Here is a 17456-nt window from a genome sequence, read left to right as displayed (position 1 = left end):
GCCAAAAAATGTAACCTTATTTGCAACACGTTTTCAGTTTTATCCGAACGTTACCGTATTAAAAAAACAAAAACTTTTCTGGTTGTTGAAATTGTCGCAAGCGCAACAAGTTCCGAGCACTAATTAGCGATGTTTAACGCCGAAATTACGAGTGTAATAAAATACCCGCAATCTTTAAAGTTAGATTCATGATCATAATGATTCGAAAATCGCTATTGCTCATTGCCCGGATATTTACAATATTACTATTGCTTGCGGGCTTATTCTTTATTCTGATTATTGATGAAAAACCTAGTGTGCAACGACAAGTTGTGGTCACACCGGAACATATCGAACGCGCAAAAAAAACTTTTGACCAATATCGCCAGCAAGCCAAACAAAAACAGCTCTCCACAATCAAAATACAGCCGGAAGATATTGATATAGCAACCAATTACCTTGCCAAGCATTTCATTCACGGAGACGCACATATCAGTATGTCTCAGCAACAAGCGAACATCCAGGCAAGTTTGCCACTGCCGTTACCGCCACAAGCACCGAAAGGCTACATCAATCTTGAAGCTACGATAATAGAGACAGACACATTGCCACAGCTTCAATCTGTGCGCATCGGACATATTCCGATACCGGATTTTATCAGCCAGTTTCTGGTCACTCAAAGTATTCAATGGTTGCAAAACCAACCTAAATATAGAAACGGGATTGAAGCAATCAAGTTTGTACAGATTGCGCCCGATGCACTCAATGTGCTCTACCAGTGGCAGGGCAAGTTCAGTCTAAAAATTGATAATCATTTGTCCGTACTGAGCAAATCGGAACAAGAAAAAGTATATCGTTACCATTTACTGCTCACGCAAAACCACTCTAAAGAAACTAATCAGACACTATCTCAAATTCTACAGCCATTAATGCAAATGGCGGCGTACTATTCTGTTGACAACCCGGCACAAAAAGAAAATCGTGCGGCCATTCTGGCCGCTACACTTTATATAGTGGGATTGCCGCTGAAATATTTAATACCAGATGCTGACGACTGGTCCCGACCGTATAATCAATTTGTAACACTGGATGGTCGTCAGGATTTTGCACAACATTTTATCGTTTCAGCCGCGATTACCGCTTATGCGGATACTGCATTGTCCGATGCAATTGGTCTTTACAAAGAAATAGAAGACAAGCGTAGTGGTAGCGGTTTTTCATTCAATGATATAGCTGCAGACCGTGCAGGCACGCGATTTGGCGAACGCGCTACGGTCAGTCAAAAAGAAGCAATTCGGCTGCAGCAACTGATCGCACAGGGATTGGATGACAGGGATCTCATGCCACCCTGGACAGATCTGCCGGAACATTTATCCAAAAGCGAATTCAGACAGCATTATGGCAACTTTGATACACCCGCATACCATCAGCTGATGAAAAAAATAGAATTGCGTGTAGAAGCATTACCTTTCTTACACTAATACTTAATCAACTTGATAAATTAGGATAGAGCCGCTTCAACTAAATGCGAGCATATTCTGTGGTAAACCGCCTCTCCGTAGTTTCTGTATGTTGGTCGCGGTTTATTCAAGCTACTATTTCTACCACTACGGTTTGAGTATCCGGTAATCACCTTGCCAGACATTAGCGGTTGAATACACTGGATGCTTTTCAGCCATGTTAAACTAACTACGATGCTTCATAGCATAAACAAATTCCAGCCTATTCAAAAAAGTTAATATCCTAATTTATCTTTTTGAAGAATTACTAGTTTCTACTCTATTTTGTTGAAAAAACTTTACTGAATAAGAGAGTTGGGAATCATTACATCATGCATAAAACTTGAGAAATGATCAGTTGTTATGTATTTTTTGAATACTTGAAACGATTTCTATTTCAGAGAACAAAACGAAGACGGCGGATTTGGCTGATAGAATAAGAGACACACAAAAAAGCTAGGAATTTGCATGACTGAAGAAGTGCAGAAAATAAAAGCCAGTCTTCCCGAACGTATACTCGCATCAGTTGAACGAACGGGTAACAAGCTTCCCGACCCGGCAGTACTGTTTATCTTATTGCTGCTTGTTATCTGGGTGTTGTCTTGGCTGCTATCGACCGTCACGTTCAATGTCGTTGACCCGCGCACTCGTGAGTTGCTTGTCATCAACAACCTGTTGTCTGGCGCGGCGTTAACAGAATTTATGTCGGTTATGGTGACGAATTTCTCGCACTTTCACCCGGTGGGCGTGGTGCTCGTTGCCATGCTCGGTATTGGTGTTGCTGAACACACAGGCTTCATTAATTCAGGTTTGCGGGCGCTACTGGGTATTACACCCAAATGGCTGTTGACGCCGATGGTTATTGTTGCGGGTATTGTCAGCCATTCCGCGGTCGACGCCGGGTACGTGCTGGTTATACCACTCGGTGGCGTCATTTTTTATGCGGCCGGCAGACATCCCTTGGCTGGTATCGCCGCTGCCTTTGCAGGTGTGTCCGGTGGGTTTTCAGCGAATTTTGTGCCATCATCGCTTGATCCTCTGCTTCAAGGATTGTCACAGGCCGCTGCTCAGATTATCGATCCGACTGTTGTACTCAATCCGCTGAATAACTATTTTTTCACGACCGCTTCCTCATTATTGATTATTGGATTGGGCTGGTATGTGACAGAAAAAATTGTTGAACCAAGATTGCAAACCACTATACTCGACGGCAACCTCTCCGATCTGCCAACCATGCAAGCACTCGCACCAAATGAACGTAAGGGTTTGCGCGCGGCAGGAATTGTTTTTCTGTTTGGCGTCATTATTATGGTTGTTACCGCCTGGTCGGTCGATTCACCCTGGCGGGATGCAACTGGCGAGCTTACGACGGGTGACGCACCGATGATGCGTTCCATCGTTTCGCTGATCTTCCTGATGTTTATCCTGCCAGGTGCTGTGTACGGCATTGCGGCTGGAACCGTGAAAAGCGCTAAAGACTTGATCGACGGCATGACGCATGCCATGCAACAGATGGCTTATTACCTTGTCATCATGTTTTTTATCGCGCAATTCGTTTACGCCTTCGGTAAGTCCAACCTTGGTGTGCTGCTCGCTTTGCAGGGTGCGGCCTGGTTGAAGGCACTGGCAATGCCGTCGTATATCACGATCGTTGGTGTTGTACTCATCACTGCGTTCATTAACCTCTTTGTTGGTTCGGCCAGTGCAAAATGGGGGCTGCTCGCATCCATTTTCGTGCCCATGCTGATGCAGCTCGGTATCTCGCCGGATCTGGCACAAGCGGCATACCGCATTGGCGATTCGAGTACCAATATCATCACGCCGCTGTTGCCGTACTTTCCACTCGTGGTTGTGTATTGCCAGCGCTACGTAAGGAACACAGGTATCGGTACAGTCACGGCTATGATGTTGCCCTATTCGGTGACCTTTCTCGTTATCTGGACTATATTCCTGCTGCTGTACTTGTTCTCGGGTCTGCCGCTTGGCATTCAATCAAGTTACACCTATCCATAACAGGATAAGGTGACAGTTATTGCCACGTGCATAGGATTTGCAAATTTACAGTGACAATCGTTTTTTTCAGCTAAGGGAATGGCGTGAAATGTTGGGGTTCACAAAACTCATTTCAACTTGCCGGGTTCGGAATCGGTTTCCTCAAAATAATTGGCAGTCGTCGTAACCAACAAATATAACCAGAACATCAGTTATATCAATGCACTTTTATAAAACTTTATATCATGCTCGTCAATGAGGTTTTTCAATTTTTTGTTTGGCAACTGCAATTATCCAGTCAGTTTTCTCCTGATATAAAGCCATATTCTGGTAAAAACAGGCGGTGCCGTTTTATGCTGAGGTGTATTCGTGTTCCATAGTTCAATAGCCCGCTCTGCACGAGTACCTGAAACACGGGCCGGTCGGTGAACTAAAAAGTGGTCGATGCACATATCTTCTGGATAAATATTTTCACGATAAGGGTCATTGTGCGTAATCGTTATGGGCGCACTATTTTCGTCTTTGGTTGCAGTAATGACAAAACTGCCTCCCTGGTGCGATTGCAGTATACCGTTCTCCTGAAAATCTTCATTCCAAATTTTGATTTCCTTAAAACCAGCAGCTGAAATAATTTGAATCAAATCAGTTTCTGAGTAAACCCGCATTTCAAGCGTCGAGCCCTCGCCTCCATGCCAAATTAATTTGTCAAAAACTTCGATAGTCTGATCTTCCCGGCGATTGACCAACAGTATGTCTGTTCCATCGTTTACGAGCCCGAAATGATGCAGACTGGGAAAGTGTTCTACTGTTTTGGGTAGCAATGTATACGGTACAGTTAATAACAACAATCCACCTGGTTTCAATAAATGCCAGCTGTTTACAAACGCAATATGACGAGGTGGTGGTACATGTTCAAATACATCTGAAGTAATAAGCAGATCATAACTACCGGATATCATATTTTCGATATTACAGATATCGAGAAAGGGGTCGGTATGATAAAAGAAATTGGTGTAATCATACAAAGTTGCCAGCTTGTCTGCGTAAAGCGATGCATCGCTGAGGCCCATGGCTTTAAAATTTTTATCCGGGATAAACGCAGACAACGGTAGTGGTTTGTCATATAAATGTTGCGAGAGTGCTCGCATTAATGCACGGTAACGCATATTGGATCCGCAATGACTGCATGCGCCACCTTCGCGGTGAAAATCATGTGAAACGCTGGAAGAATTGCCGCATAAATTGCAGGTAAATTGATCGTAATCAGGTCGTACCATCAGTTTCTCCGTAATATTCAACCCCATCAAACTGATCAATTTTCGGGCAAGATGGAGTCGTTAGGTTGACTTAGCACAAGAAATCAAATCATCGCGACAATATGTATGCCAATCGATATTTTTTTGGTGTCGTATTGTTAGTTAATAACTCCTCATCAACAGCCGTTTGATCAAGTCGGAAAAATACTTGTATTTCTAGTGCTCCACCATTCATAAGTTGTTGGAGTATTCGTTTTGTATTTATTCAATTCGACCCATTTCCAACGATTCTTCAAATTCGACGCGCGCTTCATCAATCGCTTCCAGAATCTGCTGTTTAAATTCTTCGCGAGAATAGTGTTCCTCAAGTTTAAGCAGCAAATGCTCCACACCCAGGCCTACCGAAATTCCGCCGATAATACCGCCGAGCGCAGCGCCGATGGCGGTGCCGACGCCGGGAAAGACAGAACCGATTGCCGCACCGCTGGCAGCGCCGGCGGCGGCGCCACCGAGTACACTGGCTGCTTTGCCCGCAGCGACTTTAACCAAAGCCTTGGCGCCCAGGCTGATGGCGCCTTTGGCGATCACTTTGCTGGTTACTTTGCCTGCAATAGCGCCGGTAATTGCACCTGCAGCACCGATGCCGCCAGATATCAGCAGACGGCTCTCCAGATTGACAATAATGCTGTTGCTGGGTGGTTCCTTGATTGCATCCAGTGGTGAGTATTGAATAATCTCAGGTTGCTGGGTAGCCGGTTCGATTTGATTGTCAGCCAGTATCCGGTTGATTTTTTCGAGATATTCAGTGCGCAATTCTTCGTTTTTTCGTAATGCATCTTCAATCGATTGCTGCACCGGACCGAATGCATTACCTTGCATCAGATAGGCTTCAAGTCTTTCGATCATCCAGTTTTCCAGCTTTCCTGTCGCCAGCGCTACAATGCGTTCATATTCTCCAGGCAAACTGTAGTACCAATCGAGATAGTCATCCACATTGTGGGCCATCAGCATAAAACTTTCATTGGTTGTTTTTCTGAGTTCATTGACTGAAGTTTCGAGCTCATGAACAATTTCAAGGTAAGCTTGCCGGGTCTGTGCAATCGTGCCCGGTTTATAGTAATCTTCACCAATTTTTTCCAGAGACTCGATTTTTTCGACGGCCGCTACCTGTTTTTTCTGCAGCTGTTCGACAAACTGCGGCGTTGAACGCAACCAGGCATCCACGTAAACTGTCGACGGTACGTAAATAAATAACATAAAAAATGTGATCAGTGCGGATGCAATCGCCAATGAACGCGGTTGGATGCGCGCAGGCTCGTCCACATCCTGCAAAGGCGCAAATACGCGGCGGTATTCTGATAACGGCACCATAAAGCTGGAAATTGCGAGCGCGATATTATAAAACAGGACGGTACTGCCCAAAAAAATAAATATCAAAAAAATAATATCGTTCAGGGAATGTAAATTCCCCAGCACATAAGCCTTTAATCCTTCGATAAATCCAAGCATGCGGGCGGTTTCCAGTATCAGAACGCTATTACTTGCGCCATTGATTCCAAGGCTGCGTGCCTGAATCGCTTCGACTAATGACGCATACGGTTGGTATCCGCTTGCTAGTTTCACATATAAAACATAAAATCCCGCCATGGCGAGTGCGGTCGCCCAACGCGTCCAGATCAAGGATTTATGCAGCGCAATATAAGACTTGAATTCGCGTGCTGCAACAGGTGCAAAAATAACGTGAAAACAGGAAAACACGGGAACAGTCAAAAGAAAAACAATCCATTCAATCTTTTGTGTAACGCCGAGATAAAATATCAATAAGAATGCAAAAGTAACGGACCAGACCGCCCATCCGATATAGGGTAAAATCCGTTTATTCAAAAACCAGTACAAAACACCAAGATTACGAAATTGATTGGCGCGATGAATTCTTTGAATGGTTACCGAATAGGTTGCCGCCATGTACAAGGGTATTCCAAACAGAAAAGTGATGAGTAATGCGAACCACAATTGCTGATCGGGAATCATGCTGCCGGCATGATAAGCAAATACCAGCCAGCCAAGTGACAACACCCAAAAAGTGACCATTCTAATGATTGAAGACATTTACATTCCCTGATTTCCTGTGTTATTGCCTGCTGTATCTAGTTTAAAGCCAGCATCTATATTTTGCTACAAGGTGATTATAATGGCCAAACCAAAATGAGCATTGGGACACTGATCGTGATAACCAGGATTTCCAACGGCAACCCCAGCCGCCAGTAATCACCGAAACGAAAACCACCGGGACCGAGGATTAAGGTATTATTCTGATGACCGATAGGCGTGAGAAACGCACAAGAGGCGCCTACGGCAACAGCCATCAGAAAGGCATCCGGATTTGCACTCAGTTGATTGGCGGTGCCTAACGCAATGGGACACATGACTGCCGCCGTCGCTGCATTATTCATCAAATCCGATAAGGTCATGGTCACGACCAGAACCAATCCCAATGCGATAACCGCATCTCCTTGTGCCAGGTTCTCCAGTAATACGCGTGCAATCAGATCAGCTGTGCCCGTAGCCTGCATCGCGCCGGCAACCGGTATCAGGGCTGCCAGCAAAACAACTACAGGCCAGTCGATTACCTGATACACCGAGCGTAACGGTATGATTTGCAGGGCTGTCACGGCCAATACTCCGCACATGAAAGCTAAGGCCGGCGGCAGTAATCCGAATACGATTGCGCTAATTGCCAGCATCATAATAATGCCACCCAACAATGCTTTGCGTTTGTCTGGAATGCGCAGCGTTCTTTCAGCCAAAGGCACGCAGCCAGTATTTTCAGCAAATTCGGCTATTGCGTCAGGCGGACCTTGCAACATTAATACATCGCCAGCCTGGAATAGAATCGTGCGAAGCCGCGTTGTTATCCGGCTTCCCTTGCGCGACAGTGCCAGCAAATTAACCCCGTAGCGTGTGCGCAGTTCAATGGCTTGAGGGGAGCGATTTACCAGTAGCGAAGCAGGCAGTATCACATACTCCGTCAGGATAATTTCACCGGATGCAGGTTTTTCGACTTTGTTTTCTTCTTGTGTTTTTCGACTGGATTTCTTTTTATCATTTTCCAGTTTTTCTACTGTTTCGATGTGTTTCTCGGTTTCGTCAGGTTTCTTGGCGTCTTCGCTCTCTTTAGTTTTTGCTTCTTCCAGCACCAGGCCCAGACTGGACAAGGCATTGGCAAGTGATTCCGCCTCCGCTTCGATAATGAGAATATCATTGGCATATATTTTTCGGTTCAGGCTGGCTGGCGTAACCCGGACATCATTACGCACCAAACCGACAACCTGAGCATCAGCTGCTTCCAGTACGGTTTCTATTTCATGAAGATTCATGCCAACGGCTTTGCTGTTGGATGTAACACGCGCTTCTGTCAGATAAGCGCTGAGATCAAAACTTTCATAGCTTGCCGGTTTGCGGGTTGGTACCAAGCGCCAGCCAATCAGAGAAATAAACAAAACGCCAACAATCGCGACAGTAAGTCCGACGGATGTAAAGTCAAACATGGAAAAATAGCCCAGTTCGGTCGTTTCCGCGCGTATGCCGGAAACAATCAGATTAGGTGGCGTACCAATCAAGGTTGTCATGCCGCCCAGAATAGAACCGAATGCCAGTGGCATCAAAATTTGTCCCGGTGCCATACCCAGCCGTGACGACATCTGCAGTGCCACCGGAATTAGAATAGCCAATGCTCCCACGTTATTCATGAAACCGGAAAGAATCGCAGCCAGACAGGTTAATGAAACAATAGACAGAACCGGTCCGGACTTTTTTGGCAGAATCCAACGCGTCAGCCAATCTACAGCACCTGAATTTTGTAGCCCCGCACTTAAAATCAGAATACAAGCGACGGTTATGACTGCCGGATGACTAAAACCGATAAAAGCATCCGAATAATTGACCAGACCGGTCACAACACAGGCCAGCAAAGCGCCTATTGCAACCAGATCATGGCGCCAGTGACCCCATAAAAACAAAACTGCGGTTATAAGTAATATTCCGATAATCAGCCATTGATCAGTTGCCAAAAAATGCTCCCTGCATGTATGTTTTTTCGTGGTATCTGTTTAATCTTCCACAGAACAGAGCAAGCAAAAATGAAGCACGTTAATGCTGAAACTGGATTTGTGAAAAACGCCTAACCATGTAATGGGATTTAATAAACAGGGTTTGTGTCTCACCATCCATCTCGATAAATGGCCAATAGTGAGGATGCATTATCAACCAGACGAGTGATACTGTGTCGGTTGAACCTGAGGTCGTTCAGTTGTTTCAGCCCTGCGGGCAGAATTTCTTTCAAATCGAAATCAAATTGTATCAATGACGAAACATGATCAGCATTCTGATAGAGCTTTCCGGTTTCATCGGTGTTGGAAACTGGGTCATGAATATCACCTATTACATGTATGATTTCACTTAGCATTTCAGGAGATAAAGCGCGCGGATAATCTTTAAAAAAATCATCCGGAACCGGTGCGGAGTTGAATGCAAAGGTTTCCAGTCCGAGTGCCGCACCGATGGCCTGCGCCAGCCCGCCGCCCAGTGAATGCCCCGTGACAATAATTTTGCGCCCCTGTGCACGATTGACAACATCTTGCGCATAATCAACCGCATCTGCAAACTGCGTATCAACAAATCCGAACGTGAGTAGGCTGTCAGCAGCAGTATCTAAGAAAAATTCTGCAGTTTCGCTCAACGAACATGGAAAGTCACAGGTTTCTGTTCCACGAAACGCCAGCACCACTTCATCTGTTTCTGGGTTATAGTAAACGGCGGCTTGCATGCCGGAGTTTTTATCCTTCTTCTCGAACAAAACCCATTGATCAATGGTCTTATTATCAAAATCATAGACCGCGTCGGCCAGCTTGGCATAAGGAATCGATCGCCCCAGCAAATCAACTGCGTGCCGCTCGTCAGAATCAAGCATGCCATAGGGTTTCCAAGTGACATTGGGTACAAAATCAGGATTAATATAAAGTGTTACCGACGCAAGTTTAAAAACGGAAAGATCTTCGTCGTCCACTAAAACCAGATTTGCAACATAGCGTTCCGTACCAAAGGTTCTGGGTATATCGACTCTGGGTATGATTAACGATCCATCGACAGTAGAAAAAATCGGACTGTTTTGATCGGCCAATTGGTCAGGTTCTGCGTTCAACAACCTGAATTGATTCGGATTGTCAGGTCCTGACCATGTGAGCGCGGCTTTATAAAACGTAGTTCCTGGCTGTTCTGCAACGGTTATTTTTTGCAGACAAAGTAAGCCGTTTTCTACAAAAAATGCAGCTGGCGCTTCTTGTTCTATACAATCTGAAATCACTGCCCGTGCTGGACTGCCAATGATTAAAAAACAACATATCCCTATCAACAAACCGATAAAGTTGGAATTCCGGAACATAATTTATCCTCTTTTGAAGTTTATTAACAGAACAGTAGGCTGTTCGTTATCATTGACACATACCACACTCGACTCCTGCGAAGCAGTGCCAAATTTATGAATTTTTCATTGAAAATTATAACCCTGAATGCTTTGCTGACGGAAATAAAAAACTAAAGATGAGCAACCGATTCCGGCTCCGGCTCCTCGATTTGAACCATTGCATTCTTGTTGAGTGTATTGGAATTGCCAGAAACACCGGCTTTTTTGCATTGCGGTTCTTCTTAAGATTTTCTATTTGCGTACACTTATTTTCAATCCAGTTTCAGATTGATTTTATTCTTCTTTTTTAGTCCATGCATGTGGTATCTTTGCTTTGTGGTGAGTAGATGATAATTTGTCATTTTGTGCGCCTATCATATGATCATCTCATTGGTAACAGTGATACTCGGCTTACCACTTAACGAAAATATAAAAGTTGTACTTCGAAATTGAATCCTGGAGGTGAAAGATGAAACCAATCAGTCTTTGGAGCTCTTGTGCAGCATTAGTCGTTTTTGCAAATACTGTGTATGCAGGTGGTACCTGGGAGAAGATAACCGTACCTTTGAATCAATATATTGTAACAATTGCCAATCAGGATAAAGAGATAAAACCTAGTTGCGCATTCGGACAACCCTATTCATTCTATTTCAAACCAGGAAAAAGTAAAAAACTGATTGTCTTTTTAAATGGGGGCGGTGCATGCTGGGATTACAATACATGTTCAAGCACGCTAAATGCTGAAATATTATCGACCTTCGTACCTGATGCAGATATCTCCGCCAATGACCCAAATTTAAGAGGCGGCATACTGGATGTCAAAAATCCAGACAATCCATACAAAGACTGGACCATGGCTTTCCTGTCATATTGCACTGGTGATGCCTTCATGGGGTCAAAGCAGGTCGATTATCTAAATCCCGATAACGCTGATGATATTCTCACAATTCAGCATCGCGGATTTGACAACTTTCTTTATGCAATGAATTATTTGCGACAACAATGGTACGAAAACGAAGACGCGTCCCCTGGGAAAGTTCTTGTAGCTGGCTCCAGTGCTGGCGGCTACGGTGCTGTCATTAACTTTCCCTGGGTAAAAGAAATTTTAAATAGATACGACGAAGACGAAGACGAAGACGAAGACGATGAAGATGACGAAAACAAAAAGAAGCACAAAATGTTTCTGATTGGTGACGGAGGTTCCGGTGTTATTGGGGATGATTTCGTTGTAGAAGCACTTTTTGGCACTGAATCAAGCTGGAATATTGACGAAAATCTTCATCCGGTATTAAGTTCTTTACCTGAAGGAGCAACAGCATCCAACTTTTTACGCCGTGCCTACAGCCTGGTTGGTACGCATTATCGCAAAGACAAGTTCGCGCAATACACAACGGCATTTGATGCAGTTCAGATACTTTTTCTGGATATTATGCAGCATGTTGACAACCCGGTCATTTGGGGTGGAGGCCTGCAGGACCCGAACAATATTTTCGGTTGGAATTTTAATATGAACAGTATCAACGAAGGAATAAGCAACGCTTTACCTAAAAATTACCATGTGTTTATCGATCGCGGGTGTAATCATACAATCTTCCGTGATGATGAATTTTATTCTGCTTCCATAGACGGGATTTCTTTTCTTGAATGGACAGAGGCAATGACTACAGGAAATGAAATCAAAAAAGGTAAATGGCAGAGCGTAAGTTGTTCGGCCGGTGACTGTGGGGAGGTAGACTTAACGCCCACGGGTATAGGTGCCTGTCTGGCGCGTTCATTTAGTCCGTTGTAATATAAAATAATGATCCCAGCCGAAGAGGTGCCGAGACATGATGTTTTTTTCTGAACACTTCGGTTTGGGAACTAAAAATAGGGTACGGCAAAGGTTGTTTCTTGGATAAGAATCCTTGGAAATTACCATTCTACGTGGTTGTAATAAATAGTGTTTCACTTATCCACTTTGGAATGACACTTTGTTTGGTTAGAGAACCGTTACCGCATATAAGGCGGCAACGGTTCTCCAAAGAATTCGCGCATCAGGAAATTTTCGAGTCCTTCGGTATCCCCCGGACGCGCGGACAGCACGATGACGCGGTTCAGACGTTGTGATTCCCAATTAAAATCTTCCTGATGATACTGACGGATGAGCTGAATCATTCTGCGGACGACTGCACGCTCAATATCGCCGTCCGGGCCTGCTTCTACTTCAATAAGTTCCCGCCGCGGATTGCTGAGGTTAGTAGTCCAGGAACGGAAAGTAAACCGGGCGTAACGCGGCCCTATCTGAGTAATCTGGAAAATACCGCTAATGCCGGGCATTTGCAGGTTGCGTTTGACTTTCGCAATTCTTATTTCTTCCGCCGAGGGTTGCGGTTCCGCGTTCATATTTTGGGCGTTTTCAACGCCATCAAAAATACCAGCTGATCGTTTTGAAGCCGGGCTTGGTTGCTTTCTCTGATTAATATACTCCGACAAATCAGTTGGTTCGGAAAATTCTTTTGTTTGCGGTGCCTCGGCGCCTGTTTTCTCCTTGGGTGGTGGCATTTTTGCCGTTTCAATTGCATCTCGCTTGGCAGACGGCGGAGGAATGGGGCGTGTGCGCGGAGGTGGTGGTATTTTTGCTTGTTGTGTGTCATTCTGGGGTTGCGTCTCGGCGCCTTTGGGTGGTGGTGGCGTCGGTTGCTGCTGCTGTCCTGGTTCTGGAAGCTCCAAGAATTCCGCTTCAATTGCATCGGGGATTGAAATACTTGCGTCTTCTTCGGATTTCGCCATGAAAAAACCGAATGCCCAAATGATAACCACCCAAAGCAGTACCGCCAGCGGCAACGGCCACCAGAGTCGGATTTCCCTTGATCGCACGCTGGTCATTCTGTGAATTATCCGGACAGGACTATTGATGCTGCACCGCAATCAGAAATTGCTGTACGCCGGCATTGCGCGCGCGCAGCATCGCTTGCACCACGATGCCCTGCGGTGCTTCGTTATCGGCTGATACTATCAGCTTTTGTCGTGCATCCTGAAGCAGTGGCTTGAGGGTGGCAGCCAGCGTATCTAGCGTGACGGATTCTTTGTTGATAAAAATCTCGCTGTCCTTGGTCAGTGTCAGCGTTACCGGCTTCTCCTCGCTGAGTTTCTCAGCCTGTCCTTCGGGCAGGTTGACCTGCAGCGAATCCAGCTTCTGCATGGATAAAGATGCCAGCATAAATGTTGCGAGTAAAAAGAACATGACGTCAATCATGGGGATAATCTGGATATAGCCTTTGCGTGGTGCTCTGGTTTTACGCAGTTTCATGGATATCTTCCTTTTGATCCAGACGAATATGATCAATCAGACGTGTACCGAGGCGTTCCATTTCATCCATGGTTTGCGATTGCATCCGCGAGAAATAATTGAATCCGAACAACGCCACCAGCGCGATAATCAGGCCGATTACGGTAGCGATCAACGCTTCGGCAACACCACCTGTGACTGCTGTGGGATTGACGATACCTTCGCTGCCGATGACCTGAAAGGCGCGCATCATGCCGATGACGGTTCCCACCAACCCGAGTAGCGGCGCGGCTGTGACGATTGTCTCAAGTGCCCAAAGCCGACGCGCCAGCGAATTTTCAATGAGCTGTGCTTCATCCGCCGCGCGCGATTCGGTCCACCACGACGGCTGATGCCGGTTAGAAATCACCACTTCAAAGAAACGTTTGTAATAGTGACGCTGATCCAGTCCGGATAAGATTTTTTCCAAATCTTCCCACTTGAAACCATAGGTTTCAATAAGATTCAGAAGATCGTTCGAGAGACGGGCGAAGCGCCAGTATACAAATGCTTTTTCGAGCATTATCGCCAGCGCGATGACGCCCAGCAAAGATAATGGCAGAATGATGATTCCACCCAGTTTTAACATGATCCAGGCTTGGTTAAGGTGTTCCATTCATAAACTCCAGATTTGGGTATGTATATAAAACTAATCAGTGCTAACATAAGAGTTAACAGATTGTTAAATTGAATTAAATAAGAGTGGTCGATAATTCGCTATACTGCCATATATCAGATATTTTTAAAGGAGAAATGTAGATATGGTCAAAGAAAGCGGCAAATTGGATCGCGTGATTCTTGAAGCAAGGAAAAACGCAGAACAACGCGCTAAAGGTTATCGGGAACGGGCGTTGAAATTATTTCCGTGGGTATGCGGTCGCTGTGCACGCACCTTTGACCATAAAAACCTGCAATTGCTCGAAGTGCATCACAAGAACCACAACCACGATGATAATCCGCCTGATGGCAGCAACTGGGAATTACTGTGCACCTATTGTCATGAAAATGAACATGCCAAACTCAAGGATTTTATGGGCCGAACGGATACCAGTGACACCGAATCAGCGGCTACTCACAATCCTTTCGCTAATCTCAAGAATATGCTGAATAAAAAAACATAACGTGGTGTGCAAATTTTGAGCGACTAAAAAATAAATCCGTTATTCTTTGAGCTTGATTGTAATCTGACCTGCTGTCACCTGAATATTTTCGATACCTTCCGAGAAGGATTTCCAGAATCCAGTGTCGGCACCGAATTCTTCAACCAAATCGATATTTTTCAGTCCGCCCAGCCAGGCATTAGGGATGGGAACACCCATAATACTTGCCCCTTTGAGCACAATAACCGGTTTTTCATTTTGATAAGTCATGCCGATACCGGTATTAAAACGCAGTGTTTTGCCGCCGAGCACCGGAAAATCAGCTTCGAACGGTACGAGTAGCTTGGCACTGACGAGATTATCATCAAGATCAATCGCCAGTTTTTTGGCGAGATCGGTATTCTTGGCTAGTAATGCGTTCAGCTCCCGCTCGGTGAAACTGATCTCACGTGGTGCATTCTTTTCGGAATAACGTTCCGGGTTTAGAAAACCACTGCCATCAATTTCATCGTTTTCAATACCTTCGGCTGTGTACATACGCGCTTCATTTGTGCGGGACGATAATCCTCGCTTATAACCCAGTGCATCCAGCTTGGTCCGGAGTGTTTCTTCTTCTTTTGCATTCAGTGAAACCGGGGTGAAAGTAGTCGTGAAAATATAGGTTTTAAGTACCCAATACGTGCCCGTTATAGTGATCACAATAGTGAGTAAAACAATCAGAAGTACTTGAGACCAGTGCATATACGTTGTTCTTTTCTCAGTGTGACGTACGCTATGTATCGTATATTCGGTTGAGTGCATGTCAGCGGTCAGTATGCCAGATTTTACCCAAATCCTGTGATAATTGTTTATCAACCTGTGACACAAAACATGTGTGCAGGAGTCCGGTCAATCTGGATGGTATAGTGGTATCAACGACATGATTTTAAATCTGCGTTCAAAACTTAATTATCAAGCTCCAATGGCCAACCAATTAACAATACTGTGATGGTCACGACCGCTGTCACCAGATTCATGGGTACGCCGACTTTCAGAAAATCTGAAAAGCGGTAGCCTCCCGGCCCATAAACCATCAGATTGGTCTGATAACCCAAAGGCGTTGCAAAGCTGGCGGAAGCGGCCATCATGATTGCAAACACAAAAGGCACGTTGTTCAGGTCGGCTTTTTCGGTGATTTCCAGTACGATCGGGAGCATGAGTAATGCTGCGGCATTATTGGTAATCACTTCTGTCAACAAAGAAACGGCTAAATAAGTCAGGATAAGCAAAAGCCAGGGCGTGCCATTACTTAAATCCACGATATTTTCAGCAATGAATTCAGCAACACCTGTTTTTTGCAATGCCATGCCTAAAGCAAAGGATGCCGCAATAGTGATGATGACTGTTAAATCCAGGCTTTTCTCCGCCTGACTGGCGGAGCAGCATCCTGTAATGATCATTAATCCGGCGCCGACCAATGCCGCGTTGAGCATACTGATGACTTCAAAACCTGCCGCTGCAATAACGCAAACCAGTATGCCCCAGGCCAGATACGCGCGCTCGTGGCGCGGTGGCTCGGTATTCAGATCATTAACCAGCAGAAAGTCTTTATTGTAGCGCTGGCGACTGACAAAGGCAGGCCTTGCTTCGAGTAATAGCGTATCACCTGCCTGCAGCTTAATGTTGCCCAGATTGCCTTTGACACGCTGACCGTTACGCGCTACTGCCAGCACGACTGCACCATACTGGGCCCGAAAGCGTGCGTCTCGAATGGCATGTCCGATCGCTCCGCAATGGGGTGATACGACGGCTTCCACCAGGCGCCTTTCTGCACGCTCTGTCAGTATCGCTTGTGAGTGATCGTCATCTGTCGACGGCGCGATACCGTTAATACGCAGCAAATCCGAGATGGCATCGGTATCACCGGCAAATACCAGTCTATCACCGCCTTGCAGTGTTTCTTCCGGCGAGACAGCTGTAATTACCGTACCATCTCTATCGATTTCTACCAAATAAACACGCTGCAATTGCCTTAACCCGGCTTCCTTGATGGTTTTGCCTACAAGGGGGCCACTGGGTGCTATTGATACTTCCAGCGTAAACTCGCGCAGGTCTGAAAAAGCCTCATTCTGCGCTCGGTCCGGCAGTAGGCGTGGAAACCATAACCACATTAGTAGAAAACCAAAAAAAGCCACAGGCAGTCCGACTGCTGTAATTGAAAACAGCGAGAAACCGGATTCACCGGTCAGGGTTTGATATTGGCCATTGACAATCAAATTGGTACTGGTGCCAATCAGCGTCAAAGTGCCGCCGAGAATGGCAGTATAGCTCAAAGGAATCATCAGCTTTGAGGGAGCAATCCCAATTTTGCGCGACCAGGTGTAGATTGCCGGAATCATAGTCGCTACAACGGGTGTATTATTGAGGAAGCCACTCAGTAAGACCACAGGGAAAAAAATTCTGGAAAGTGCGGAGCGCGTTGTCATGGGTCTGCCGAACACATGATTTACCAGTAAATCAATCGCACCCGAAGCATGCATGCCTGCTGCGACAACAAACATGGCTGCCACAGTAATAAGTCCCGAATTACTAAAACCAAGCAGCGCTTCTTCACTGGTCAAAATACCGGAAACACTTAAAATAGTCAGTGCCGCAATCATAACCAGGTGGGGACCAATACGCGTGAATGTCAGTGTCAGTAACACCCCGGCACACAGACTCAAAGCAAACCAGCCCTGCCATTCCATCATTTTATATCCAAAATAATAATCCGATGCGTAATATACAGCAGCCCCTGATATAATTGGAAATAATAAATAATGATTACTATATATTTAAAAATTATATGTAATTATTTTGCCGAGTGTTAATATTTAACAATAC

Annotated in this window: 13 protein-coding genes; 4 read left to right on the top strand and 9 right to left on the bottom strand. The window is 45.4% G+C overall.

All coding sequences use genetic code 11. The features are described 5' to 3' along the window. Positions 1–188 precede the first annotated feature (188 nt). Complete coding sequence (locus C8R11_RS02255; RefSeq protein ID WP_146159050.1) at positions 189–1460, top strand: YfiM family lipoprotein; 1272 nt, start codon at positions 189–191, stop codon at positions 1458–1460. A 486-nt stretch (positions 1461–1946) separates the two neighbouring features. Next, entirely contained in the window at positions 1947–3491 is a 1545-nt protein-coding gene (locus C8R11_RS02250; RefSeq protein WP_107794280.1) for an AbgT family transporter, read from the top strand. 269 nt (positions 3492–3760) lie between these two features. Here C8R11_RS02250 and C8R11_RS02245 read toward each other — a convergent pair whose 3' ends face one another. The 4 genes from C8R11_RS02245 to C8R11_RS02230 form a co-directional block, all read right to left on the bottom strand. Then, positions 3761–4747, bottom strand: coding sequence for a hypothetical protein (locus C8R11_RS02245; RefSeq protein ID WP_146159049.1), 987 nt, complete (start codon positions 4745–4747; stop codon positions 3761–3763). Between the two features lie 240 nt (positions 4748–4987). Continuing rightward, positions 4988–6835, bottom strand: coding sequence for a hypothetical protein (locus C8R11_RS02240; RefSeq protein WP_146159048.1), 1848 nt, complete (start codon positions 6833–6835; stop codon positions 4988–4990). Positions 6836–6912: 77 nt separating this feature from the next. Continuing rightward, positions 6913–8796 (bottom strand): SLC13 family permease, encoded by a 1884-nt coding sequence (locus C8R11_RS02235; protein ID WP_090696468.1) that lies wholly within the window; start codon positions 8794–8796, stop codon positions 6913–6915. Positions 8797–8945: 149 nt separating this feature from the next. Continuing rightward, the gene (locus C8R11_RS02230; RefSeq protein WP_107794277.1) at positions 8946–10166 is read right to left on the bottom strand and encodes a Tle-like phospholipase domain-containing protein; all 1221 of its coding nucleotides are present in this window, start codon (positions 10164–10166) and stop codon (positions 8946–8948) included. A gap of 490 nt (positions 10167–10656) precedes the next feature. Between C8R11_RS02230 and C8R11_RS02225 the strand changes: the two genes are divergently transcribed. Continuing rightward, the gene (locus tag C8R11_RS02225) at positions 10657–11976 is read left to right on the top strand and encodes a pectin acetylesterase-family hydrolase (protein ID WP_107794276.1); all 1320 of its coding nucleotides are present in this window, start codon (positions 10657–10659) and stop codon (positions 11974–11976) included. A gap of 200 nt (positions 11977–12176) precedes the next feature. On the opposite strand, the gene C8R11_RS02220 is transcribed toward C8R11_RS02225, so the two are convergent. The 3 genes from C8R11_RS02220 to C8R11_RS02210 are packed head-to-tail and all read right to left on the bottom strand — an operon-like array spanning position 12177 to position 14110. Continuing rightward, positions 12177–13052 (bottom strand): hypothetical protein, encoded by an 876-nt coding sequence (locus tag C8R11_RS02220; RefSeq protein WP_107794275.1) that lies wholly within the window; start codon positions 13050–13052, stop codon positions 12177–12179. A 22-nt stretch (positions 13053–13074) separates the two neighbouring features. Beyond that, positions 13075–13476 (bottom strand): ExbD/TolR family protein, encoded by a 402-nt coding sequence (locus C8R11_RS02215; RefSeq protein WP_090696472.1) that lies wholly within the window; start codon positions 13474–13476, stop codon positions 13075–13077. Beyond that, a complete protein-coding gene (locus C8R11_RS02210; protein ID WP_107794274.1) occupies positions 13463–14110 on the bottom strand; it encodes a MotA/TolQ/ExbB proton channel family protein in 648 nt (215 codons plus the stop codon). Before C8R11_RS02210 ends, C8R11_RS02215 begins: the two co-directional genes overlap by 14 nt. A gap of 145 nt (positions 14111–14255) precedes the next feature. Here C8R11_RS02210 and C8R11_RS02205 point away from each other — a divergent pair, with 145 nt between their 5' ends. After that, a complete protein-coding gene (locus C8R11_RS02205; protein ID WP_107794273.1) occupies positions 14256–14615 on the top strand; it encodes a YajD family HNH nuclease in 360 nt (119 codons plus the stop codon). Positions 14616–14654: 39 nt separating this feature from the next. On the opposite strand, the gene C8R11_RS02200 is transcribed toward C8R11_RS02205, so the two are convergent. Then, positions 14655–15395: an arginine N-succinyltransferase gene (locus C8R11_RS02200; RefSeq protein WP_107794272.1), complete on the bottom strand. Its 741-nt coding sequence runs from the start codon at positions 15393–15395 to the stop codon at positions 14655–14657. A 143-nt stretch (positions 15396–15538) separates the two neighbouring features. Next, the gene (locus tag C8R11_RS02195) at positions 15539–17323 is read right to left on the bottom strand and encodes an SLC13 family permease (RefSeq protein WP_244907516.1); all 1785 of its coding nucleotides are present in this window, start codon (positions 17321–17323) and stop codon (positions 15539–15541) included. Between the last annotated feature and the right edge of the window lie 133 nt (positions 17324–17456).

Origin of the sequence: Nitrosomonas aestuarii, from assembly GCF_003046585.1 — a bacterium.
Taxonomy (GTDB): Bacteria; Pseudomonadota; Gammaproteobacteria; order Burkholderiales; family Nitrosomonadaceae; genus Nitrosomonas; species Nitrosomonas aestuarii.
Note: the sequence above shows the minus strand (reverse complement) of the source record. Positions and strands in the feature narration are given on the sequence as shown.